We start from the raw sequence: 23,437 nt of genomic DNA, 5'->3' as shown, positions 1-23,437 counted from the left end.
CAAGGACCGAACATGCTCGAAATCCGCAATCTCCGCGCCCGCATCGGCGAGAACGAGATTCTCAAGGGCCTCGACCTCATCATCCCGGATGGCGAGGTCCATGCCATCATGGGGCCGAACGGCTCCGGCAAGTCCACGCTCTCCTATGTCCTCTCCGGCAAGCCGGATTATGAGGTGACGGACGGCTCGGTGAGCTTCGATGGCGCGGACCTGCTCGCGCTCGACGCCAGCGAGCGCGCGGCGGCGGGTGTCTTCCTCGCCTTCCAGTATCCCATCGAGATTCCAGGCGTTGCCAACATGACCTTCCTCCGGGCGGCCATGAACGCCCAGCGCAAGGCGCGCGGCGAGGAGGAGATTTCCACCCCCGACTTCCTGAAGCTGGTGCGCGCCAAGGCGCCGGACCTCGGCATCTCGCAGGACATGCTCCGGCGCGGCGTCAACGTGGGCTTTTCGGGCGGCGAGAAGAAGCGCAACGAAATCCTGCAGATGGCCCTGCTGGAGCCCAAGCTCTGCATTCTGGATGAGACCGATTCCGGCCTCGATATCGATGCCCTCAAGGTGGTTGCCCATGGCGTGAACGCGCTGCGTTCGCCGAAGCGCTCCATGCTGGTCATCACCCACTATCAGCGTCTGCTCGACCATATCGTGCCGGACGTGGTGCATGTGATGCACAAGGGCCGCATCGTCCGCTCCGGCGGGCCGGAGCTGGCGCTGGAGCTGGAAGAGTCCGGCTATGCGGCCTACGCGCAGGACGCGGCGTGAGGGACGGCACCATGACCATCAACGTCCGTCCCGCCCGAACAGCGGCGGAAGAGGCCATCGCCGCCGCGCTTGAGGCGTCGATCAGCGCAGAGGCAGGGCAGGGGCGCATCCCCGAGATCCGCCGCGCCGCCCGCGATGCCTTCCTCGCGAACGGCCTGCCCAGCCGCCGCGTGGAGGAGTGGAAGTACACCGACCTGCGCGCCGCCATCCGTGATGTCCCCAACCGCGCTCCCGCGCAGGGCGCGGTGGAGGAGGCGGAGGCCGCCGCGCTGGTGCCGGCGGTGCCGAATGCCGCCCGCATCCTGTTCGTGAACGGCGTGCTCTCCCGCGCCGGCTCGGATTTTGCGGCCCTGTCTGATGGCGTCACCGCGCTGCCGCTGGAGAGCGCCATCGCTGCCGGCGATCCACTCGCAGACCGCATCAATGCCCTGTCGCCGAGCCGCTATGACGGGCCGCTCGCCCTCAACACCGGCTTCCTCGGCGAGGGCGTCGCGCTTCGCGTCGATGCCGGGGTGAAGGCCGCGCGGCCGGTTCACATTGCCCACGCCTTCCCGGGCGCCGAGGCCGTCTCCGGCTTCACCCGCACCGTCGTGGTGGTGGGCGCGGGCGCCGAGGTGACGCTGGTGGAGACCTTCGCCGGGCGTGATGGGGTCGCCTACCAGTCCAACCACGCGGTTGAGCTGGTGGTGGGCGACGGCGCCATCGTGAATCTCGTGCGCATCCAGGAGGAGGGCGACGCCGCCTTCCACTTCGGCACCCTCATGCTGGAGCTGGGCCGCGAGGCGAAGCTGAACCTGTTCGCCCTTGCCCAGGGCGCGGCATTGGCGCGCTACAACGTCTATGGCCGCTTCGAGGGCACCGGCGCCCATGCCGGCATCCGCGGCGCGACCCTCGCGCGCGGCCGCCAGCATTCGGACACGACCCTCGTCATCGACCATGCGGTCGCGCACGGCGAGAGCCGCGAGCTGTTCAAGACCGTGCTCGCCGACGATGCCCACGGCGTGTTCCAGGGCAAGATCGTGGTGCGCCGCGCGGCCCAGAAGACCGATGGGCGGATGATGAGCCAGGCGCTCCTCCTCTCCGACCGCGCCGAGATGGACAACAAGCCGGAGCTGGAAATCTTCGCCGACGATGTCCAGTGCGGCCACGGCGCCACCGCCGGCGCCCTCGACCGCTCCATGCTGTTCTATTTGCGCTCGCGTGGCCTGCCGGAAAAGGAAGCCGAGATGCTCCTCATCCAGGCCTTCCTCGGCGAGGCGGTGGAATATGTGGAGGACGCGGACCTGCGCGATGTGCTGATCGAGCGGATCTCGGGCTGGCTGGAAAAACGGGTGGTGTAGGGCGCGCTGCCTCATCCGCCGTCCGGCCGTCATCCTCCGGCTTGACCGGAGGATCCATGGCGCCGCCGGATCCGGCGGATGGATGGACCCTCCGGTCAAGCCGGAGGGCGACGGCGAGCAAGAGTTTCCTTGAAGACGATTGCCAAAAGGATTTGGCCATGACCAAGCCCCACCCCGCCGTCGCCAATGGCTCCTTCGACGTGGAGCTTGTGCGCGCGGATTTTCCGGCCCTGTCGCTGGAGGTGAACGGCCATCCGCTCACCTATCTCGACAATGCTGCTTCGGCGCAGAAGCCCCGGCAGGTGATCGACCGGATGGTGACCGCCTATGAGCGGGAATATTCCAACGTCCATCGCGGCCTGCACTATCTCGCCAATGCCGCCACCGAGGCGTTCGAGCACGCGCGGGAGACGGCGCGCGCCTTCCTGAACGCCGAGAGCATCGACGAGATCATCTTCACCCGCTCCGGCACCGGCGCCATCAACACGGTGGCCTCGTCCCTCGGCCAGTCCATCGAAGCGGGCGACGAGATCGTGCTCTCCATCATGGAGCACCATTCCAACATCGTGCCGTGGCACTTCCTGCGCGAGCGCAAGGGCGCCGTCATCAAGTGGGCGCCGGTGCGGGAGGATGGGTCCTTCGACCTCGACGCCTTCAAGGCGCTGCTCGGCCCGCGCACCAAGATCGTCGCCATCACCCACATGTCCAACGTGCTGGGCACGGTGACGCCGATCAAGGAGATCGCGGCGGCGGCCCATGCGGTGGGCGCCAAGGTCGCGGTGGATGGCTGCCAGGCCATCGTCCACATGCCGGTGGATGTGCGCGACCTCGACGTCGATTTCTACGCGGTCACCGGCCACAAGCTCTATGCGCCCACCGGCATCGGCCTGCTCTACGGCAAGAAGGCGCTGCTGGAGGCCATGCCGCCTTACGAGGGCGGCGGAGAGATGATCCGCGAGGTGACGGAGGAGACCGTCACCTATGGCGTACCCCCGCACCGTTTCGAGGCTGGAACACCTCCAATTGTGCAGGCCATCGGCCTCGGCGCCGCAATGGAATATGTCCAGTCCATCGGCCGCGAGCGCATCGCCGCGCACGAGCACGATCTCTCGGCCTATGCCCACGAACGCCTGAGGGCATTGAATTCCCTGCGGATCATCGGCACCGCGGCGGACAAGGGCGCCATCATTTCCTTCGAGATGAAGGGCGCCCACCCCCACGACGTGGCGACCATCATCGACCGCTACGGTGTCGCGGTACGGGCCGGCACCCATTGCGCGCAGCCGCTTTTGGCACGATATGGTGCGACAGCGACGTGCCGCGCATCCTTTGCCCTTTACAACACGCGCGCCGACGTGGACCGTCTCTTCGACGCCCTCGTCAAGGCGCAGGATTTGTTCGCATGACCGATACCAAGTCGATCGAGGCGCCGAACCAGCCGCAGATTCAGTCTCCGATCCCGGAGGCGGAGCTTGCGCGGCTCACCGACGACATCGTGATCGCCCTCAAGACGGTCTACGATCCCGAGATCCCGGTGGACATCTATGAGCTTGGCCTGATCTACAAGGTCGATATCTCGGATGCCCGCACCGTTGCTGTGGAGATGACGCTCACCACGCCAAATTGCCCGGCTGCCGCCGAGCTGCCCGGCATGGTGGAGAGCGCCGTCGCGGCGGTGCCCGGTATTTCGGACGTGAAGGTGGATATCACCTTCGACCCGCCGTGGGACCAGGGCCGCATGTCCGAGGAAGCCCGCGCCACGCTCAACCTCTGGTGAGGGCGCATGGTGGCTGACGGGCAGGGGACCGCGCCCGCCGCGCCGCCCCTCGGCCGGGTGCTGGAAACCGGCCTCTACGTCGACGACCTCGACCGGGCGCGCAGCTTCTATGAGGGTGTGCTCGGGCTCGTTCCCATGCTGGCCGACGCGCGCTTCGCTGCCTATCCGGTGGGCGGAACGGTGCTGTTGCTGTTCCTGCGCGGCTCGGCCGATGAGGCCATCGAACTGCCCTTCGGCGGCGCCATCCCGCCCCACGACGGTGCCGGCCGCCTGCACTTCGCTTTTTCCGCCGAAGCCGCCGACATGACGCGCTGGCGCGACCACCTCACGGCGCATGGCGTCGCCATCGAGGGTGAGGTGCAGTGGCCAAAGGGCTCGACGAGCCTCTATTTCCGCGATCCCGATGGGAATCTGGCCGAGATCGCCAGCCCCGGGCTGTGGGAGAACTATTAGGCGGTTTGGCCAACGGCGTGATTCCTGGCGGCCTGGCCTGCCGCCCGCGTCGGCTCTCGCAGGTCATCCTCTCGGCACCGTCATCCTCTCGGCACCGTCATCGCCCGGCGCGTCCGGGCGATCCACTCGCCCGCTCGTCCTGTGCCTCAATGGAAAGAGCCGCCCCAGCCGAACCGTCGATCCCCCGCACGAGGCGGGGGATGACAACGGAGGGCTGTTTCGCAGCCCAAGCCGAACTCCAAAAGAAAAAGGCGAGGCCCCGTGCGGGCCTCGCCTTGTCTAATCCACGGGTCCAGCGCCGCCTGCAGATCTAAGTCCGCTTGTTGGGGCCGCGCGGCCAATCCGTGATACCGATTCCGTATGCGCCAAGAGGCGGCCGCCGGTCGGCTTTTTCTTCGACTCCTCCCGAGACCTGAACCGCATTCACCGCCGTGGCCGGCTGGTGACGGTCCCCTTTCTTGTGCGGGGGCAAAATAGAACAAGAATCTGTCGTTTGTCATCCTTGCGCCGCAGTAAGTCGTTCGCTGCGCCGCAATATGGTTGCATGGCACCGTGTTCGCGCCACCGCCCTTGTGTTTTCGGCGCCCTTCCGCTTTCACTCCCGGCGACCGCTTTTCCCTCCGCACGAGAGTCCGAGCCACCCGATGCGACTGTCCCGCTATTTCCTTCCCATTCTGCGCGAGGTGCCCAAGGAGGCGGAGATCGTCTCGCACCGGCTGATGCTCCGCGCCGGCATGATCCGGCAGGAATCGGCCGGCATCTACGCCTGGCTGCCCTTCGGCCTGCGTGTGCTGAACAAGGTCTGCAACATCATCCGCGAGGAGCAGAATCGCGCCGGCGCCATCGAGATGCTGATGCCGACCATCCAGTCGGCGGACCTGTGGCGCGAGAGCGGGCGCTACGACGACTACGGCAAGGAGATGCTGCGCATCCGCGACCGTCACGACCGCGAGATGCTGTTCGGCCCCACCAACGAGGAGATGATCACCGAGATCGTCCGCGCCTATGTGAAGTCGTACAAGGCGCTGCCCCTCAACCTCTACCATATCCAGTGGAAGTTCCGGGACGAGGTGCGCCCGCGCTTCGGCGTCTATCGCTCGCGCGAATTCCTGATGAAGGATGCCTATTCCTTCGATCTCGACGCGGCCGGCGCCCGCCATTCCTACAACAAGATGTTCGTCGCTTATCTGCGCACCTTCGCCCGCATGGGCCTGAAAGCGATTCCGATGGTGGCGGACACGGGACCGATCGGCGGCAATCTCTCCCACGAGTTCATCATCCTCGCCTCCACCGGCGAGAGCGAGGTGTTCTGCCACGGCGACTATCTCGACATGGCGCCGCCCCCCGCCGACGTGAACTTCGACGATCCCGCCGGCCTCCAGGGCGTGTTCGACCGCTGGACGCAGCTTTATGCCGCGACCTCCGAGAAGCACGACACGGCGGCCTTCGAGGCCATCCCCGAGGCGCGCCGCCTCGCCGCGCGCGGCATCGAGGTGGGCCACATCTTCTATTTCGGCACCAAATATTCCGAGCCCTTCGGCGCCAAGGTGCTCGGCCCGGACGGCAAGGAGCACACCATCCACATGGGCTCCTACGGCATCGGCCCCTCGCGCCTCGTGGCGGCCATGATCGAGGCGTCTCACGATGAGAATGGCATCATCTGGCCGGACGCGGTGGCGCCCTTCCAGGTGGGCATCCTGAACCTCAAGGTCGGCGACAGCGCCACGGAAGCGGCCTGCGGCGCCCTTTACGCGGAATTGACCGCTGCCGGTTACGACGTGCTGTACGACGACACCGAGGAGCGCGCCGGCGCCAAGTTCGCCACCGCCGATCTCATCGGCCTGCCGTGGCAGATCCTCGTCGGGCCGAAGGGGCTCGCCGAGGGCAAGGTGGAACTGAAGCGCCGGGTGGACGGCTCGCGCGAGCTGATCGCCCCGAGCGACATTGTGGAGAGGCTGAAGGCATGACGGCAACCCATGCGACGGCAGCGAAGGCAGGCGGGGATGTCACCGGCACGCGCCCCTTCGCGCCGTTCGAGTGGATGCTGTCCCTGCGTTACCTGAGGGCCCGCCGCAAGGAGGGCTTCATCTCGGTCATTGCCGGCTTCTCCTTCCTCGGCATCATGCTGGGGGTGGCGACGCTCATCATCGTCATGGCGGTGATGAACGGCTTCCGGCAGGAGTTGCTGGGCAAAATTCTTGGCCTCAACGGCCATGTGCTCGTGCAGCCGCTGGAATCACCGCTCACCGACTACAAGGCGGTGGCCGCGCGCATCGCCGGGCTCAACGGCATCCGCCTCGCGGTGCCGCTGGTGGAGGGGCAGGCGCTCGCCTCCTCGCCCTTCGGCGCCTCCGGCGTGCTGGTGCGCGGCATGGCGGAGAAGGACCTGCGCGGCCTGCCGTCGGTGGCCCACAACATCCGCCAGGGCACGCTGGAGAATTTCGACCAGGGGCAGGGCATCGCCATCGGCAAGCGCCTTGCGGACCAATTGTCCCTGCGTGCGGGCGACAACATCACCCTCGTCGCCCCGCGCGGCGCGGTGACGCCCATGGGCACGTCGCCGCGCATCAAGGTCTACAAGATCGCGGCGGTGTTCGAGGTCGGCATGTCGGAATACGACAGCGCCTTCGTCTTCATGCCGCTGCCGGAGGCGCAGGCCTATTTCAACCGCAACGGCGACGTGAACGCCATCGAGGTCTATCTCGACAACCCGGATGACGTGGGCGAGCTGCGCGGCGCCATCCAGAGCGCGGCGGAGCGGCCGGTCTATCTGGTGGACTGGCGGGTGCGGAACGCCACCTTCTTCGGCGCGCTGCAGGTGGAACGAAACGTGATGTTCCTCATCCTCACGCTGATCGTGCTGGTGGCGGCGCTCAACATCGTGTCCGGCCTCATCATGCTGGTGAAGGACAAGGGGCACGACATCGCCATCCTGCGCACCATGGGCGCCACGCAGGGCTCCATCATGCGCATCTTCTTCATCACCGGCGCCTCCATCGGCGTGGTGGGCACGCTGTCCGGCCTGCTGCTGGGCGTGATCGTCTGCCTCAATATCGAGAGCATCCGCCAGTTCATCTCCTGGCTGACCTCCACCGAGCTGTTCTCGCCCGAGCTCTATTATCTCTCCCGCCTGCCGGCGCAGATGAACTTCGGCGAGACCTCCTCGGTGGTGCTGATGGCGATGGTGCTTTCCTTCCTGGCCACGCTCTATCCGTCCTGGCGGGCCGCCCGGCTCGATCCGGTGGAAGCCCTGAGGTACGAGTGATGGACATGCCCACCCCGCCCGAAAGCCGCACGCCGGGCCGTGCCGCAGGATCCGGCGCCCGTCCGCAGTACGCGCTCGCGCTGTCCGGCGTGGTGCGGCGCTATGCGCAGGGGCAGGGCGCCCTGGAGATCCTGCGCGGCGCCGACCTCGCCATCGCCCAGGGCCAGTCGGTGGCGCTCGTCGCGCCGTCCGGCTCCGGCAAGTCCACGCTTTTGCATATCGCCGGGCTGCTGGAGCATTCGGATGCCGGCGAGGTGTTCATCGACGGCGCGCCCACCGCCCGCCTGCCGGACGCCGAGCGCACCCGCATCCGCCGCCTCTCCATCGGCTTCGTCTACCAGTTCCACCACCTCCTGCCCGAGTTCACGGCACTGGAGAACGTGGCCATGCCGCAGATGATCCGCGGCCTCTCCAAAAAGGAGGCCGAGACGCGGGCGAAGGAGCTGCTCTCCTATCTCGGCCTCGGCGCGCGCCTCACCCATCGCCCGTCGGAACTGTCCGGCGGCGAGCAGCAGCGCGTGGCCATCGCCCGCGCCCTTGCCAATGCGCCGCGCCTGCTGCTGGCGGATGAGCCCACCGGCAATCTCGACCCCAAGACGGCCGATCACGTCTTCGGGGCCATGTCGGAGCTGGTGCGGGCCACCGGCGTCGCGGCGCTGATCGCCACCCACAATCTCGACCTCGCCGCCCGCATGGACCGGCGCGTCACCCTGCGCGAGGGCAAGGTGGTCGAGCTGGCCTGACCCGGCGCCGAGGCGTCCCAACCGGCGCCGGTTGCCCGCTGGGGTAAGGCGCCCTGCCGAGGTGGCATGGATTCGTTCTTCACCGTCTCCAAAGTGTTCTGGTTTCTCGTCGCGCCATCCAACGCGCTGGTGCTGGTCGCGGTGATCGGCCTTCTGGCCGCCCTCGCCGGGCTGCGCCGGACAGGGCTGGGGCTTCTGACCGTCTCGGTCGCCGGCTTCGTGATCGTCGGCTTCTCGCCCCTCGCCAATTACCTGATGAGCCCGCTGGAAGAGCGCTTCCCCATCTACCGGGGGCAGGAGCCCATCACGGGCGTGATCCTCCTGGGCGGCGCCGAGGTGCCGGAAGTGGGACTGGCGCGCGGCATCCCGGCCTTTGCCAATGCGGGGGAGCGGGCCATCGCCTTCGGGGCGCTGGCGCGGCAGTATCCGAATGCGCGGCTGGCCTTCGTCGGCGGCAGCGGCCGGCTCTTCTCCGATGGCGTGGGCATCGAGGCCCGCATGATGCAGATGACCATGCCCGATCTCGGCATCGCTCCCGAGCGGGTGGAGTATGAGGAGAAGTCCCGCAACACGGCGGAAAATGCGGCCTTCGCCAAGGAGGTGCTCAAGCCGAAGCCCGGCGAGCGGTGGCTTCTGGTGACGAGCGCCTTCCACATGCCCCGCGCGGTGGGCTGCTTCCGCAAGGCGGGCTTCGACGTCATTCCCTACCCGGTGGATTTCCGCACCGTGGGCCCCGACGCCCTGAACGATCCCTTCTCGCGCGCGGCGAGCGGCCTCGACATGGCCGACATCGCCGTCAAGGAGTGGATGGGCCTCGTCGCCTATTACTATTCCGGCCAGACCAGCGCGCTGTTTCCCGCGCCCTGACGAAGTCGCGGCCCAATCAGGCGCTCATTCGTCGCGCGGCAGCCCGATGCGGTAGACGCCCCGGAAGTCGGCCGGATCCACCGGACGTCCCTTGCGGTAGATCATCAGCCGGCCCTCCAGCGCGAGACGGACGGCGACGCGGCGGATCACGGGGAGCGCCCGCTGCCATTCCTCCTTCGGCATCAGCGCCAGCGCCGCGTCCATGGGGCCGATGCTCTTGCCCGGCCCGGCCTCGGCGGCGAGGCGCAGCACCAGCGCGGCGGCGGCCTCATCGTCCGGGAGGGCGGAGGAGGCGGTGGACGAATCAGAGGGACGATCGGCGCTCATGGGCAAGTCCTACCCCATCCCGCGCGGATTTTCCCGCCGCCTGTCGGCGCCCTGTAAATTGCGGGGATTGGCGGTTTGCGCATGCGAGCCGTTCGCAGGAGGCATGGCGCGGGGCTTGCCGAGGCGTTCATAAATTCTTAATGCATGTTGCAGCGCGGGGCGCCCATCGTGCCGCGAGGACTCGTCGAAAAGAGCCGCTATCCATCATGGATCTCAGCCAAGGTCATGCCCATCGCCGCTCCTGCTGGGGCGTCGCGCGCACCGCGCTTGCCGTCTTTCTGCTCGCCGTCGCGGTGATCTACCTCTATGGAGGCTTCGACGCCTCGGCGCTTCGGCCGCACTGAACGAGCCGCGGGCTCTTCATGGGAGCGCGCGGGCGGGTCCGACACTCATCCTGCCGCAATCGGCGGTGATGAGGGTAGGGCGGAGGCGGAAACCGGAAGCGGGTCACGGGCATTCGCCGACGGACCGAGGACTGCGTCGCGGAGGGCGCCATGGCGGAATGGATTGACCGAACCCTCAGCATTCTGAACAGCAATTTCGATGTCCCGGGCTGGGTCGTGCTCGCGGCCATGGTCATCGGCGCCGTGTTCGTGTTCGTGCTGTTCGTGCGGTCGGAGCCCAACGAGAACCCGCTGACGCTGCTGGTGCTCATCGGCATCCTGCTCGGCGGCCTGTCGGTGGGCAGCGCCATGCTCAAGCAGATCGTCCTCGCCGCCGCGATTTCGGAGGCGCGGGCGCTGGAGGCCCGGGCCGCGGGGCTCGATGCCGCCGCCGCCCAATCGGCGCTCGGCTGCATCGGCGCCGACCCGTCCCTCATCCAGGTGTGCGAGGCGGTGCTGTTCGAGCGGCCGGATACGGTTGCGTCCGCCCGCTCGCTGGTGCGCGCGCGCATGGCGCTGGTGGAGGATGCGTTCGAGTTCGTGCGTCGCCGCAAGGCCGACTACCTCACCGAACGGATCATCGCCTGGCGCCGCCCGCTGGAGCAGGATCCCTACGGCCTGGTGGCCTCGGCGCTGGTGGATTTCAACGGCTGCACGGCGACCTATTGCCCGCAGGCGGCGATTTTCGGCGACCCGACCCGCATCATCGCCAACATGAACGAAGGGCGCTACGCCAACCTCATCACCAAATATACGCCGGTGTGGGAGCGCAACGCGCGCAACCGGGGCATGACGGGCGGGCCGCCGCCGCGCACCGGCCCGTTCGGCATGCTGGTGACCCAGCCTGATCCCGCGCAGCCCGGCGCCCCGGCCGCCCCCGCCCCCGCGGCACCGGCGGATGACCTGGAACCGATCCCGCAGCCGCCTACCGCGCCGCTGCCGCCGGCCCGCCCGGCGCGCACACCGGCCCCGCAGGCCACCGCTCCGGCCAATCCGGCCCCGCGCCCGGCGGCGCCGCGTCCTCGTCCCCAGCCCGCCGCGCCCGCCGAAGCGGAGCCCGCCGCGGAGGGCGCACCCGCCGCCCCCAACGGCCAGTAGCGCGGGCGCGATGGCGCTCCATCTCATCAAGCTGTGCGTCGGCGCCACCTCCATCGCCGACCTCGAAGGCTGGATCGCCGACCGCGCCGACACCGCGCGGCGTGCCGGCGTCCCGTTCGAGCAGATCCACGTCACCCGGATGGTGCCCAGCCGCAAGGACGAGCTGATCGACGGCGGCTCGCTCTACTGGGTCATCAAGGGAGAGGTGGCGGCGCGCCAGCGCCTGCTGGAACTGCGCCCCATGGTGGACCCGGACGGCGTGCGCCGCTGCGGCCTCGTGCTCGACCCCGCCGTCATCCGCGTGGAGCCGCGCCCCGCGCGCCCGTTCCAGGGCTGGCGCTACCTCGCCGACCGGGAGGCGCCCCGCGACCTCGGCAGCAGCGCCGGCGCCGCCGGCCTGCCGGAAGCCCTCAGCCGCGAATTGCGCGATCTCGGCCTGCTCTGAGGGGCGGATGCCGCTTCGTCATCTGCCGTTCAGGAAACTTTCGTCATGTTCCCCGCCGAAGCGCCTGGCTCACACGCCCGGCGCCATCGAGGGAGATGGACATGACCATTCGCTTCGCGCCGGCCACATTCGCCTGGGCCGCCGGCCTGTGCGCCGCGAGCATTCTGGCTTCGAGCGCCGCCATGGCGCAGCAGAGCCAGGCGCTGAAGGAGATTCCCGCCGACAAGGCGAAGCTCACCGGCGCCATGACGGTGGATTACAACTCCCGCTCCCTGCGCTCCACCAGCGGCACCGATCTCTACGAGATCAGCGACCTTGCGGTGGCGGACCTGATGATTCTCAAGGGCTCGGTCCAGCGCACGCCGGGCAAGAGCCTTGTCTATTCGGTGAAGTTCGACGTCATCAATCCGTCCAACCCGTCCCAGGTGGCGCGGGAGGTGGCGATCCTGCGCGGCGACCTGCAGATCGACGCCAACGGGCGCTACATCCCCGATGCCGGCCGTCTGCGCATCGACGTGGTGAAGGGCAACCAGACCTCCTCACCCTTCGGCGGCTCCATCCAGGGTCGCAACGTGACGCGCTGGTGGGAGGTGGCCGAGCAGTTCCGCCGGGCCCAGAAAGAGGCGGACAAGATCTATTCCCGCGTGGTCGACGGCAAGGTGGTGTCGATCCAGGTGAAGAATCCCGATCCGCTGCGCTTCGAGCGCACCCAGCTCGCGGCCGGCCCCTTCTCCTTCCTTCCCGAGGTGCGGGTCTCCGGCAACCTCGATTACGACTACGAACTCGGCAACTGGCTGACCGACGCCAACGGCGTGACCTTCGCCTACACCGTCGCCGACCGCTCGCTGACTGACCGCGTGTCCGGCTCGATCCGCTATGTGGAGGAGAACGGCAACTTCACCGACAAGGGCGGCAAGAAGAAGTCCTACACCGGCTATTACGAGTACAATCTGCGCTGGAACGAGCAGGCGGTGAACACCGACCAGTCCTTCTTCGACGCCAGCGCGGCGCAGGCGCAATCCGATGCCTTCTTCTCGTCCGCCGACCAGTCGAAGCCCGGCCTCTACGGCCGCGTCTATTACAACGACAGCGAGGACGCCTGCAAAAGGGTGAAGGGTGAGAACGGCCGGGACCAGTGCGTCGGCCCGACCCGCTCGGAAGTGACCTGGGACCTGAAGGCTGAGAAGCTCACCTACGCCCAGCTCGCCAATTGGGTGAAGCTGGAGATGCTGATCCTCGGCCCGCTGACCGACGAGTGATCCGACCGGAGGGGAGGGGGCGCCGCCCCCTCACTCCAGCACGGCGGCCTTGAGCAGGCAGACCATGAAGGCGCGGGCGGGTGCATCGGAGCGGTTGCGGATGACATGGCGGCGGTCGCAGCGATAGCGCACCGTCTCGCCCTCCTTCACCGTCTCCACCTGCCCGGCCACGTCCACCTCCAGCGTGCCGGAGATGACGGTAAGGCATTCCACGGAGCCGCGCTGGTGCCCGTCCGAATCGAGCTCGCCACCGGGCGCGGCCTCCATGTCGTAATACTGCAGCCACTCCACCGTCTTGATCCACCCGATGATGGACAGACGCACCAGCCCGTCCTCGGAAAGCAGGATGGGCGTGTCGGCGCGGGAGAGCTTCTCCACGAAGGGCGCGTCGTCGGAGGAGGCGAGAACCCGTTCCACCGACATGTCCAGCGCCTGCGACAGGCGCCACACGGTGGCGAGCGTCGGATTGGTCTCGTTGCGCTCGATCTGGCTGATGATGGATTTCGCCACGCCGGACTGCTCGGCAAGGTCCGACAGAGAAAGGTTATAGGCCTTGCGCAGGCGCTGTATGGTCTTGCCCAGTTGCCCGGTAATCACCTGGGCGCCGGTTTCGAGAGAGCTGCCCCCGCGTTCCCTGACGGCCATGCCGTAATATCCTTCCAACCGAACGGACGTTCGCTTCAGCGGACGATATCGCCCCGGCGCGCCTGATGGAAGGTGGGGAAGTGCCGGAGGCGCGCATTTCGCGGGCCTCTCCGGTAAATGGACACTCTCAACTACAGGTGGAGCGCGCTCGCCGCGCTTGAGGGGGGAAGGCCACACGCCGCACCCGCCGGTTTTGGACTTCACCTTCGCCCTGTGATAAGCGCAGGGTCCGCTCCGGTCGGGCGCCAGCCGCCCTAGCCGGGAGCCTCCACGCCATCACCGGAGACCTGCCATGGCCTCGCAGGACGCGAACCGCTCCTCCGTCTCGGAGGAAATGAACCGCTTCTTCACCGCCTCTCTCGCCGAGACCGACCCCGAGATCGCCGGCGCGGTGAAAGCGGAGCTGGGTCGCCAGCGGGACGAGATCGAGCTGATCGCCTCCGAGAACATCGTCTCGCGCGCCGTGCTCGAGGCTCAGGGCTCCGTGCTCACAAACAAGTATGCCGAGGGCTATCCGGGCAAGCGCTACTACGGCGGCTGCCAGTTCGTGGACGTGGCCGAGAACCTCGCCATCGACCGCGCCAAGAAGCTGTTCGGCTGCGGCTTCGCCAACGTGCAGCCCAATTCCGGCAGCCAGGCGAACCAGGGCGTTTTCTTCGCGCTGCTCCAGCCGGGCGACACCTTCCTCGGCCTGAACCTCGCGGCGGGCGGACACCTGACCCACGGCTCGCCGGTCAACATGTCCGGCAAGTGGTTCAAGCCCGTGCCTTACACCGTGCGCGAGGACGACCAGCGCATCGACTACGAAGAGGTGGCGAAGCTCGCCGATGAGCATAAGCCGAAGCTCATCGTGGCCGGTGGCTCCGCCTATCCGCGCATCATCGACTTCGCCAAGATGCGCGCCATTGCTGATTCCGTCGGCGCGCTGCTGATGGTGGACATGGCGCACTTCGCGGGCCTCGTCGCCGGCGGCGCGCATCCGAGCCCGTTCCCGCACGCCCATGTGGTAACCACCACCACCCACAAGACCCTGCGCGGCCCGCGCGGCGGCATGATCCTCACCAATGACGAGGGCATCGCCAAGAAGGTCAATTCGGCCATCTTCCCCGGCATCCAGGGCGGCCCGCTGATGCACGTCATCGCCGCCAAGGCGGTGGCGTTCGGCGAGGCTCTGCGGCCCGAGTTCAAGCTCTATGCGAAGAACGTGGTGGAGAACGCCAAGGCGCTGGCCGAGACCCTGAAGGGCCACGGCTTCGCCATCGTGTCGGGCGGCACCGACACCCACCTCATGCTGGTGGATCTGCGCCCCAAGCGCCTCACCGGCAAGGTCTCCGAGGCCGCACTCGGCCGCGCCCACATCACCTGCAACAAGAACGGCATTCCGTTCGATCCCGAGAAGCCGTTCGTGACCTCCGGCGTGCGCCTCGGCACCCCGGCGGGCACCACCCGCGGCTTCGGGGTGGCCGAGTTCCAGCAGGTGGGCAACCTCATCGCCGAGGTGCTCGACGTGCTCTCCCAGAAGGGCACCGACGAGGACAGCCTGGTCGAGGCCGCGGTGCGCGAGAAGGTCTCGACCCTGCTCGCCCGCTTCCCCATCTATCCCTGAGGATCGACGACCGGGAAGGTGTGACGGATGCGGTGCCCCTATTGCGGCGGCCTTGAGACGCAGGTGCGCGATTCCCGGCCGACGGAGGACAACACCGCCATCCGGCGCCGCCGCATCTGTCCCGATTGCGGCGGCCGCTTCACCACGTTCGAGCGGGTGCAACTGCGCGAACTGATGGTGCTCAAGCGCTCCGGCCGGCGCGTGCCGTTCGAGCGGGAGAAGCTGGAGAAGTCCGTCAGCGTCGCTTTGCGCAAGCGCCCGGTGGACAATGAGCGCGTGGAGCGGATGCTCAACGGCATCGTGCGTCAGCTGGAAAGCGTGGGCGAAGGCGACATCACCTCCGAGACCATCGGCGAGATGGTGATGGAGGGCCTGAAGCAGCTCGACGACGTGGCCTATGTGCGGTTCGCCTCGGTGTACCGCAATTTCCGCGAGGCCAAGGACTTCGAGAATGCCCTGGCCGAACTCTCCCACGAGGGCGAGCCGCGCACCCTCGATCCCGGCACCGAGGCGCCGTCCGCTGCGGACAAGCCGCGCGCCCGCCCGACGCCGCGGAGCGGGGAATGAACGTGCGCCCGGCCGCCTCCGCGCCCGTCCTGTCGCCCCGCGAGGACGAGCTGTTCATGGCCGAGGCGCTGAAGGTGGGCCAGACCGGCCTTGGCCGCACCTGGCCCAATCCCTCCGTCGGCGCAGTGGTGGTGCAGCATGTGGAGGGCGTGCCGCGCATCGTCTCCAGCGCCGCCACCGCCCCCACCGGCCGCCCCCATGCCGAGCCGCTGGCCCTCGCGGCCGCCGGTGAATTGGCACGCGGATCCACCCTCTATGTCACGCTGGAGCCCTGCTCCCACCACGGCCGCACGCCCCCCTGCGCCGATGCCGTCATCGCCGCCGGGGTCAGCCGGGTGGTCGCCGCCATCGAGGACCCCGACCATCGGGTGAAGGGCAGGGGCGTCGCCCGTCTGCGCGCCGCCGGCATCTGGGTCACTGTGGGGGTGGGGGCCGAGCAGGCGCTCTTCGATCACGCCGGCCACATCCGCCGCGTCACCGAGGGCCGCCCCCATGTGATGGTGAAGATGGCCGTCTCGGCCGATGGCAAGGCCGCCCATGCCGGGCCGAAGCCGGCCGTCGTCACCGGTCCCGAGGCGCGGGCGCGGGCGCATCTCATGCGCGCCCATACGGATGCGATCCTGGTCGGGCTGGGCACGGTGCTGGCCGACGACCCCATGCTCACCTGCCGGCTGGAGGGCTATGAATCGCGCTCGCCGGTGCGGCTCGTGCTGGATGCCGAATTGGACATACCGCTCACCTCCGCCCTCGTGCGCACCGCCTGCGACGTGCCACTGTGGGTGATCGCCGCCGAGGATGCCCCCGCCCATCGCGCGGCCGCGCTGAACGAGCGCGGCGTCGAGGTGCTGCGCGCGCCCCGTGGGGCGGACGGGCGCATCCATATCCCGGCCATGGTCAAGCTGCTGGGCCTGCTCGGCCTTACCCGCCTGATGGTCGAAGGGGGGCCGACCACGGCCGCCCGCTTCCTGGAAGCCGGCGTGGTGGATGAGGTGGCCGTCTTCCGCAGCCCCGTCATTCTGGGGTCGGATGCTTTCCCCGCCCTTGCCGGACGCCCGCTTATCCGGCTGACCCAGCCGGTGGGATTTGCCGAGGTGGAGCGCGCCGAGCTGGGCGCCGACCACCTCGTGCGCTTGTGGAGACGCTGAGATGTTCACCGGCATCGTGACCGACATGGGCGAACTCGTGAAGGTGGAGACGAAAGGCGAGGTGAAGACCCTCACCATCGCCACCGGCTTCGAGGCCGCGGGCATCGACATCGGCGCGTCCATCGCCCATGCGGGCGTGTGCCTGACCGTCACCTCGGTGACGGCGGGCGGCCCCCGCGCAACGCTCTTCACCGTGGATGCGGCGCCCGAGACGCTGGCCATCACCACCGTTTCTGGCTGGGCCGAGGGTGAGCGCATCAATCTGGAGCGCTCGCTCAAGATGGGCGACGAACTGGGCGGGCACATGGTGTCCGGCCATGTGGACTGCACGGCGAAGGTGGTGTCGCGGGAGGATTTGGGCACCACCACGCGCTTCGTGTTCGAGGTGCCGGAGAGACTGGCGCGCTTCGTCGCGGCCAAGGGCTCGGTGGCGCTGGACGGCACCTCGCTGACGGTGAACGAGGTGAACGGCAACACCTTCTCCTGCCTGCTCATTCCCCACACGCTCGCGGTCACCACCTGGGGCGGCGTGAAGGCGGGGGACACGGTGAATTTCGAGGCGGACCTGATGGCCCGCTACGCCGCCCGGCTTGCGGAGTTCCCCCGGGCCGGGTAGGGCTCACGCCCAATTCCGGCGCCGTGCGCCGTTCAAGTTTCGGAGAATGCCCATGGTCACGACGCGCAGGGAAACCGCCGTCGAAGCCGACCCCGCGCTCGAAGGCGCGCGCGTCGTCATCGTCGAAGGCCGCTATTACGAGGCGCTGGCCGACGAACTTCTCGCCGGTGCCCGCGCCGTGCTGGAGGCCGCGGGCGTCGCGGTGGAGGTCATCACCGTTCCCGGCGCGCTGGAGATTCCGGTTGCCGCCGAGATCGCCATCGCCGCCTCCGAAGAGGGTGGTGAGCCGGTGGATGCGGTGGTGGGCCTCGGCGTGGTCATTCGCGGCGAGACCTATCATTTCGAGATCGTGGCGGGCGAATCCGCGCGCGGCCTGATGGAGCTGGGCCTTGCCCACGCGCTGCCGGTGGGCAACGGCATCCTCACCGTGGACACCGAGGCGCAGGCTTGGGAACGCGCTCGCCTCGTCGAGGGCAACAAGGGCGGCGGCGCCGCCGAGGCCGCGCTCAGCCTGCTGCGGCTGAAACGCCGGCTGGAAGCGTGACGATCATGAGCGACCAGGCCCGCGATACGGACAAGTCCGCGCCCCAGAAGCCCATGAAGAAGAGCGCGGCCCGCCTCGGCGCGGTGCAGGCGCTCTACCAGATGGATATGGCCGCCACGCCCCTCAACGACGTGCTCGCCGAGTTCGAGAGCCATTGGCTCGGGCAGGAAGTGGAGGGCATCGAGTTTCCCGAAGCCGACCGCCGGCTGTTCCGCTCGGTGGTGGAGGGCGTGCTGAACGCCCAGCGCCAGATCGATCCGTTGGTGGACGGCACCCTCACCAAGGGCTGGCCGCTCAAGCGGGTGGAAGCCGTGCTGCGCGCGGTGCTGCGCGCTGGGGCCTTCGAACTGATGGCGAAGGATCCGCCGGCCCGCGTGGTCATCACCGAATATGTGAATGTCGCCGGCGCCTTCCTCGACCGCGACGAGACCGGCATGGTCAATGCCGTGCTCGACGCGCTGGCGCATGAGCTGCGCCCCGACGAGTTCCGGGGCGCCTGAGATGGAGGGCGGCGGCTCGGGCGAGGATCGCTTCATCGCCCGCTACTTCCGCCCCATCGCCGGGTCGCAGGGCGCGCTCGGCCTTCTGGACGACGCCGCGCTCCTCTCCCCGCCGCCCGGCTGCGATCTGGTCCTGACCAAGGACGCGGTGGTCGCAGGGGTGCATTTCTTCCCCGACGATCCGCCCGCTGCCATCGCCCGCAAGGCGCTGCGGGTGAACCTTTCCGATCTCGCCGCCAAGGGCGCCGCGCCGGTCGGCGCACTGATGGCCATCGCTTTGCCCAAGGGCACGCCCGATGCGTGGATGGAAGCCTTCGCCGCAGGCCTCGGCGCAGATGCGGACGCCTTTTCCTGTCCCATCCTCGGCGGCGATACGGTGTCCACGCCCGGTCCGGTCACCATCACCATCACGGCGTTGGGCGTGGTGCCGAAGGGTGAGTTCGTGCCGCGCACCGGCGCGCAGGCGGGCATGGCCATCTTCGTCTCCGGTACCATCGGCGATGCCGCCTTGGGCCTCAGGCTGCGGCAGGATGGCGATGCGCCGGCCTTCGCCGGGCTCTCCGGCGAGCAGCGCGCGCATCTCCTCGACCGCTATCTGAACCCGCAGCCGCGCCTCGCGCTCGCGCCCGTGCTGCGCCGGCATGCGGCGTCCGCCATGGATGTTTCGGACGGTCTCGCCGGCGACCTCGCCAAGATGCTCTCTGCCTCCGGCTGCGGCGGCAAAGTGGAAGCGCGGCGCGTGCCCCTCTCGGCGGCGGCTGCGGCGTCCGTGAAGGCTGATCCCGCCCTCTTCGCCGTGGCGCTGTCGGGCGGCGATGATTACGAGATCCTCGCCTGCGTGCCCCATGCGGCCGTGCCCCAATTCACCCTTGAGGCGGCGCAGGCCGGCGTGCCCGTGGCGCTGATCGGCGAGACGCGGGCGGGCAGCGGGCTCGACGTGACCGATGCCGGTGGCCATCCCCTCGATCTCGGCAGCGGCAGCTACAGCCACTTCTGAAGGCTGCCCTCAGCCCAGTGCGACCAGCACCGCCCCGGCCGCGATGAGTGCGACCCCCACCGCCGCCACCGCCGAGAGCTTCTCGCCCAGGAAGATCACGCCGAACACGGCGACGAGCACCACGCTGAGCTTATCCACCGGCGCAACGCGGGCGGCATCGCCCATCTTCAGCGCGCGGAAGTAGCATAGCCACGACGCGCCGGTGGCAAGCCCGGACAGCAGCAGGAATACCCATGTGCGCCCCGGCACCTCGGCCACCGGCTGCCATGCTCCGCGCATCCCCGCGATGGCCGCCACAAGAGCGAGGATGACGACGGTGCGGATGAGCGTCGCGAAATCGGAATCGACGCCGGCCACGCCCACCTTTGCGAAGATGGCGGTGAGCGCGGCGAAGGCGGCCGAGAGGACGGCCCAGAATACCCAATTGGCGAGAAGCGACCGCGTCATGTCGGCTCCGACGAGTTTTCGCCAGAATAGCCCCCGACGGGCCGGAGGATAGCGGGCACGGACGCCGCATGACCTTTCGCGCGCGGCAAACGGGGCTACCTTAAGGGAGAACGATTCTCTCGCTCAGCGAACGGCACCCCCAAGTCCCATGGCCAGCGATCCCGGCTTCATCCACCTGCACGTCCATTCCTCCTATTCGCTGCTGGAGGGCGCGCTCTCCGTCGGCAAGCTGGCGGATCTGGCGAAGGCGGACTATCAGCCGGCCATTGCCCTCACGGACACCGGCAATCTCTTCGGCGCGCTGGAATTCTCCGAGAAGATGTCGGGCTCGGGCATCCAGCCCATTCCCGGCGTGTCGCTGGCCCTCGATCTGCCGGACCCGGCCGGGCCGCGCGGCGGGCTCAGGCCGAAGAAGCCGCGCGTGGTTCTGCTGGCCCAGAATGATGCCGGCTGGCGCAACCTCATGCGCCTCGTTTCCCGCTCCTTCCTCGAAACCGCGAGCGAGGACGAGCCGCGCATCCTGCCCGACTGGCTGGCAGAGGCGAACGACGGCCTCATCTGCCTCACCGGCGGACCCTCCGGGCCGCTCGACCGCGCCATCGTCGGCGGCCATCCGGAAATGGCGGCGGACCGGCTGGACCTGCTGACCTCCCTGTTCGGCGACCGGCTCTATGTAGAGGTACAGAGGCACGGCGCCGATACCGAGCGGCTGGCCGAGCCGGCGTTGCTGGAGCTGGCTTACGCCAAGGGCATTCCGCTGGTGGCGGCCAACGAGCCCTTCTTCGCCGCGAAATCGGACTATGAGGCCCATGACGGCCTCCTCGCCATCGCCGAGGGGCGGCTGCTCTCGGAGGGCGACCGGCGGCGGCTGACGGCGGAGCATCGCTTCAAGACCCGCGCCGAGATGCTGGAATTGTTCGCGGACCTGCCGGAGGCGACCGCCAACACCGTGGAGATCGCCAGGCGCTGCGCCTATCGCGTGCGCACGGTGAAGCCCATCCTGCCGCGCTTCACCACGGCGGACGAGAAGGCCGAGGGCTCCGATCCGCTGGAGGCGGAAGCGGCAGAGCTGAAGCGGCAGGCCGAGGAGGGGCTCGCCGATCGCCTCGCCAAGCACGGCCCGGCCCCGGGACTGGACGAGGCCGCCTATCACGAGCGCCTCGCCTACGAGGTCTCGGTCATCACCAAGATGAAGTTCCCCGGCTACTTCCTCATCGTGTCGGACTTCATCAAATGGGCCAAGGCGCACGATATTCCCGTGGGGCCGGGGCGTGGCTCGGGCGCCGGCTCGCTGGTGGCCTATTCGCTCCAGATCACCGACCTCGACCCACTCCGGTTCGGCCTGCTGTTCGAGCGCTTCCTGAACCCGGACCGCGTGTCCATGCCCGACTTCGACGTGGACTTCTGCCAGGAGCGCCGCGACGAGGTGATCCGCTACGTGCAGGAGCGCTACGGCCGCGCGCAGGTGGCGCAGATCATCACCTTCGGTACCCTGCAGGCGCGTGGCGTGCTGCGCGACGTGGGGCGCGTGCTAGAAATGCCCTATGGGCAGGTGGACAAGCTCTGCAAGCTTGTGCCGCAGAACCCGGCCAATCCCGTCACCCTCAAGCAGGCCATCGAGGACGAGCCGCGCCTGCAGGCGGCGCGCGACCAGGAAGAGGTGGTCAAGCGCGCCTTCGACATCGCGGTGAAGCTGGAGGGGCTGAACCGCCACGCCTCCACCCACGCCGCCGGCATCGTGATCGGCGACCGCCAGCTCCATGAGCTGGTGCCGCTCTATCGCGATCCCAAGTCGGACATGCCGGTCACCCAGTACAATATGAAATGGGTGGAGCAGGCCGGGCTGGTGAAGTTCGACTTCCTCGGCCTCAAGACCCTCACCACCATCGAGAAGGCGGTGAAGCTGGTGCGCCAGCGGGGCATCGACCTCGATATCTCCAAGATTCCGCTGGACGACGCCAAGACCTACCACATGCTCGGCAAGGGCGAGACGGTGGGCGTGTTCCAGGTGGAAAGCGCGGGCATGCGCCGAGCCCTCGTGGACATGAAGGCCGACCGCATCGAGGACATCGTCGCCCTCGTCGCCCTCTACCGGCCCGGCCCCATGGCCAACATCCCGGTCTATTGCGACTGCAAGCACGGGCGGGCGAAGCCGGACTATCTCCACCCCATGCTGGAGCCGTACCTGAAGGAGACGTTCGGCGTCATCATCTATCAGGAACAGGTGATGCAGATCGCGCAGGCCATGGCCGGCTATTCGCTGGGCGAAGCCGACCTGCTGCGCCGCGCCATGGGCAAGAAGATCCGCGCCGAGATGGAGAAGCAGCGCGAGCGCTTCGTCTCCGGCGCTGCCGGGCGGGGCATCGAGAAGGCGCAGGCGGACACCATCTTCGACCTGCTGGCGAAGTTCGCCGACTACGGCTTCAACAAGTCCCACGCGGCGGCCTACGCCCTTGTCGCCTACCAGACCGCATGGCTGAAGGCGAACTACGCCACCGAATTCCTCGCCGCCTCCATGACGCTGGACAAGGGCAACACCGACAAGCTCGCCGAATTCCGCCAGGAGGCGCAGCGCCTCGGCATCGAGGTGGTGCCGCCGAACATCAACCTCTCCGCCCGCGAGTTCGGCGTGAAGGACGGCAAGATCATCTACGCCATGGCCGCCATCAAGGGCGTGGGCGAGGCGGCGGTGGAGGCGCTGGAGAAGGCGCGGGGCGACCGGCCGTTCCGCTCGTTCGGCGATTTCGCGGCGCGCCTGCCGGTGAAGCTCGTGAACAAGCGCACGCTGGAAAGCCTGATGGCCGCCGGCTGCTTCGACGTGCTGGAGAAGAACCGCGCCCGCGCCTTCGCCGCCATCGAACCCATCGTGGCCGAGGCGCAGCGGGTGGAGGCCAACGCCCAGTCCGGCCAGAATGACATGTTCGGCTCCGGCCCGGCCGCGGCTGCGTCATTGCCCATCCCGGAGGCGTCGCCCTGGCTGCCCTCGGAGCGGCTGCAGCGGGAATATGATTCCATCGGCTTCTTCCTCACCGGCCATCCGCTGGACGATTACGCCGAAGCGCTGAAGAAGATGCGCGTGCAGTCCTTCGCCGACTTCTCCCGCGCGGTGCGCTCGGGCGCGGCGGCGGGACGGCTGGCGGCGACGGTGGTCTCCAAGCAGGAGCGGCGCACCAAGTCCGGCACCCGCATGGGCATCGTCGGCCTCTCCGACCCGTCCGGCCATTACGAGGCGGTGATCTTCTCGGAAGGCCTCGCGCATTACCGTGACCTGCTGGAGCCCGGCACGCCGCTGCTCATGATGGTCGCGGCCGAGATGAACGGCGAGGATGTGCGGGTGCGCATCAATTCGTGCGAAAAGCTCGATCCCGTTACCGCCAAGCACCAGAAGGGCCTGCGCATCTTCCTGCGCTCGCCCGAGCCCATCGAGGGCATCGCGCGACGCCTGGCGGACGGCAAGGCGGGGGAGAAGGGCGCGGGCGAGGTGAGCCTGATCCTGCTGGTGGACGATGCCCATGCCGAGGTGGAGGTAAGCCTGCCGGGCAAGTATTCCGTGTCGCCCCAGATCGCCGGGGCGATCAAGGCCATTCCCGGCGTCGTGGCGGTTGAAGCCGCCTAGCACTGAGTTTATGGACATTGCCGAATTGGGCTTAT

The 23,437-nt window shown here is 68.3% G+C and carries 24 protein-coding genes; 21 read left to right on the top strand and 3 right to left on the bottom strand.

The features are described 5' to 3' along the window. The first annotated feature begins 12 nt into the window (after positions 1 to 12). The 9 genes from sufC to J2126_RS24715 all read left to right on the top strand — a co-directional run bounded on the left by sufC (position 13) and on the right by J2126_RS24715 (position 9,207). Positions 13 to 762, top strand: a complete 750-nt coding sequence (gene sufC / locus J2126_RS24755; RefSeq protein ID WP_209489606.1) for a Fe-S cluster assembly ATPase SufC — start codon at positions 13 to 15, stop codon at positions 760 to 762. 11 nt (positions 763 to 773) lie between these two features. Further along, positions 774 to 2,102: a Fe-S cluster assembly protein SufD gene (gene sufD, locus J2126_RS24750; RefSeq protein ID WP_209489604.1), complete on the top strand. Its 1,329-nt coding sequence runs from the start codon at positions 774 to 776 to the stop codon at positions 2,100 to 2,102. A 158-nt stretch (positions 2,103 to 2,260) separates the two neighbouring features. Then, a complete protein-coding gene (locus tag J2126_RS24745; protein ID WP_209489602.1) occupies positions 2,261 to 3,508 on the top strand; it encodes a cysteine desulfurase in 1,248 nt (415 codons plus the stop codon). Continuing rightward, a complete protein-coding gene (locus J2126_RS24740) occupies positions 3,505 to 3,879 on the top strand; it encodes an SUF system Fe-S cluster assembly protein (RefSeq protein WP_024278828.1) in 375 nt (124 codons plus the stop codon). The genes J2126_RS24745 and J2126_RS24740 overlap by 4 nt, the downstream gene beginning before the upstream one ends. Positions 3,880 to 3,885: 6 nt before the next feature. After that, on the top strand, positions 3,886 to 4,332 hold the full coding sequence (locus tag J2126_RS24735) for a VOC family protein (protein ID WP_209489600.1): 447 nt from the start codon (positions 3,886 to 3,888) through the stop codon (positions 4,330 to 4,332). A 644-nt stretch (positions 4,333 to 4,976) separates the two neighbouring features. Continuing rightward, positions 4,977 to 6,299: a proline--tRNA ligase gene (gene proS, locus J2126_RS24730; protein WP_209489598.1), complete on the top strand. Its 1,323-nt coding sequence runs from the start codon at positions 4,977 to 4,979 to the stop codon at positions 6,297 to 6,299. Next, positions 6,296 to 7,597, top strand: coding sequence for a lipoprotein-releasing ABC transporter permease subunit (locus J2126_RS24725; RefSeq protein WP_209489596.1), 1,302 nt, complete (start codon positions 6,296 to 6,298; stop codon positions 7,595 to 7,597). Before proS ends, J2126_RS24725 begins: the two co-directional genes overlap by 4 nt. Before the next feature lie 5 nt (positions 7,598 to 7,602). After that, positions 7,603 to 8,340 (top strand): ABC transporter ATP-binding protein, encoded by a 738-nt coding sequence (locus tag J2126_RS24720; protein WP_209490575.1) that lies wholly within the window; start codon positions 7,603 to 7,605, stop codon positions 8,338 to 8,340. Between the two features lie 66 nt (positions 8,341 to 8,406). Then, positions 8,407 to 9,207: a YdcF family protein gene (locus tag J2126_RS24715; protein WP_209489594.1), complete on the top strand. Its 801-nt coding sequence runs from the start codon at positions 8,407 to 8,409 to the stop codon at positions 9,205 to 9,207. Between the two features lie 24 nt (positions 9,208 to 9,231). Here the strand turns inward: J2126_RS24715 and J2126_RS24710 are convergent, their stop codons facing one another. Continuing rightward, positions 9,232 to 9,534: a DUF3253 domain-containing protein gene (locus tag J2126_RS24710; RefSeq protein WP_209489592.1), complete on the bottom strand. Its 303-nt coding sequence runs from the start codon at positions 9,532 to 9,534 to the stop codon at positions 9,232 to 9,234. A 206-nt stretch (positions 9,535 to 9,740) separates the two neighbouring features. Between J2126_RS24710 and J2126_RS24705 the strand changes: the two genes are divergently transcribed. The 4 genes from J2126_RS24705 (at position 9,741) to J2126_RS24690 (ending at position 12,719) form a co-directional block, all read left to right on the top strand. Then, a complete protein-coding gene (locus J2126_RS24705; protein ID WP_209489590.1) occupies positions 9,741 to 9,878 on the top strand; it encodes a hypothetical protein in 138 nt (45 codons plus the stop codon). Between the two features lie 150 nt (positions 9,879 to 10,028). After that, entirely contained in the window at positions 10,029 to 11,015 is a 987-nt protein-coding gene (locus J2126_RS24700) for a hypothetical protein (RefSeq protein WP_209489588.1), read from the top strand. Positions 11,016 to 11,025: 10 nt separating this feature from the next. Beyond that, positions 11,026 to 11,460 (top strand): DUF1489 family protein, encoded by a 435-nt coding sequence (locus J2126_RS24695; RefSeq protein WP_209489586.1) that lies wholly within the window; start codon positions 11,026 to 11,028, stop codon positions 11,458 to 11,460. Between the two features lie 101 nt (positions 11,461 to 11,561). After that, positions 11,562 to 12,719, top strand: a complete 1,158-nt coding sequence (locus J2126_RS24690) for a hypothetical protein (protein ID WP_209489584.1) — start codon at positions 11,562 to 11,564, stop codon at positions 12,717 to 12,719. 30 nt (positions 12,720 to 12,749) lie between these two features. On the opposite strand, the gene J2126_RS24685 is transcribed toward J2126_RS24690, so the two are convergent. Beyond that, entirely contained in the window at positions 12,750 to 13,364 is a 615-nt protein-coding gene (locus J2126_RS24685) for a helix-turn-helix domain-containing protein (RefSeq protein WP_209489582.1), read from the bottom strand. A 292-nt stretch (positions 13,365 to 13,656) separates the two neighbouring features. On the opposite strand from J2126_RS24685, the gene glyA reads away from it, so the two are divergent. Genes glyA through thiL form a run of 7 tightly spaced genes read left to right on the top strand, consistent with a single transcriptional unit; the run spans position 13,657 to position 19,339 of the window. Further along, entirely contained in the window at positions 13,657 to 14,970 is a 1,314-nt protein-coding gene (glyA, locus tag J2126_RS24680; RefSeq protein WP_281066352.1) for a serine hydroxymethyltransferase, read from the top strand. Between the two features lie 27 nt (positions 14,971 to 14,997). After that, positions 14,998 to 15,537 (top strand): transcriptional regulator NrdR, encoded by a 540-nt coding sequence (gene nrdR, locus J2126_RS24675; protein ID WP_245327571.1) that lies wholly within the window; start codon positions 14,998 to 15,000, stop codon positions 15,535 to 15,537. Continuing rightward, on the top strand, positions 15,534 to 16,682 hold the full coding sequence (gene ribD, locus J2126_RS24670; protein ID WP_209489580.1) for a bifunctional diaminohydroxyphosphoribosylaminopyrimidine deaminase/5-amino-6-(5-phosphoribosylamino)uracil reductase RibD: 1,149 nt from the start codon (positions 15,534 to 15,536) through the stop codon (positions 16,680 to 16,682). The genes nrdR and ribD overlap by 4 nt, the downstream gene beginning before the upstream one ends. Before the next feature lies 1 nt (position 16,683). Then, a complete protein-coding gene (locus J2126_RS24665) occupies positions 16,684 to 17,298 on the top strand; it encodes a riboflavin synthase (protein ID WP_209489577.1) in 615 nt (204 codons plus the stop codon). Positions 17,299 to 17,350: 52 nt separating this feature from the next. After that, the gene (gene ribH, locus J2126_RS24660; RefSeq protein WP_209489575.1) at positions 17,351 to 17,842 is read left to right on the top strand and encodes a 6,7-dimethyl-8-ribityllumazine synthase; all 492 of its coding nucleotides are present in this window, start codon (positions 17,351 to 17,353) and stop codon (positions 17,840 to 17,842) included. Positions 17,843 to 17,847: 5 nt separating this feature from the next. Next, positions 17,848 to 18,342 (top strand): transcription antitermination factor NusB, encoded by a 495-nt coding sequence (gene nusB, locus J2126_RS24655; protein ID WP_209489573.1) that lies wholly within the window; start codon positions 17,848 to 17,850, stop codon positions 18,340 to 18,342. After that, on the top strand, positions 18,308 to 19,339 hold the full coding sequence (thiL, locus tag J2126_RS24650) for a thiamine-phosphate kinase (RefSeq protein WP_245327570.1): 1,032 nt from the start codon (positions 18,308 to 18,310) through the stop codon (positions 19,337 to 19,339). The genes nusB and thiL overlap by 35 nt, the downstream gene beginning before the upstream one ends. A 9-nt stretch (positions 19,340 to 19,348) precedes the next feature. Here thiL and J2126_RS24645 read toward each other — a convergent pair whose 3' ends face one another. Next, positions 19,349 to 19,786 carry an EamA family transporter gene (locus tag J2126_RS24645; protein WP_209489571.1) on the bottom strand — a complete coding sequence of 146 codons (438 nt, stop codon included), beginning with the start codon at positions 19,784 to 19,786 and terminating at the stop codon, positions 19,349 to 19,351. Between the two features lie 148 nt (positions 19,787 to 19,934). Between J2126_RS24645 and dnaE the strand changes: the two genes are divergently transcribed. Further along, positions 19,935 to 23,402: a DNA polymerase III subunit alpha gene (gene dnaE, locus J2126_RS24640; RefSeq protein WP_209489569.1), complete on the top strand. Its 3,468-nt coding sequence runs from the start codon at positions 19,935 to 19,937 to the stop codon at positions 23,400 to 23,402. Positions 23,403 to 23,437 lie beyond the last annotated feature (35 nt).

Origin of the sequence: Xanthobacter flavus, assembly GCF_017875275.1 — a bacterium.
GTDB lineage: Bacteria > Pseudomonadota > Alphaproteobacteria > Rhizobiales > Xanthobacteraceae > Xanthobacter > Xanthobacter flavus_A.
The sequence above is the reverse complement of the archived record's forward strand: the minus strand, read 5'-3'. Positions and strand labels throughout refer to the sequence as shown.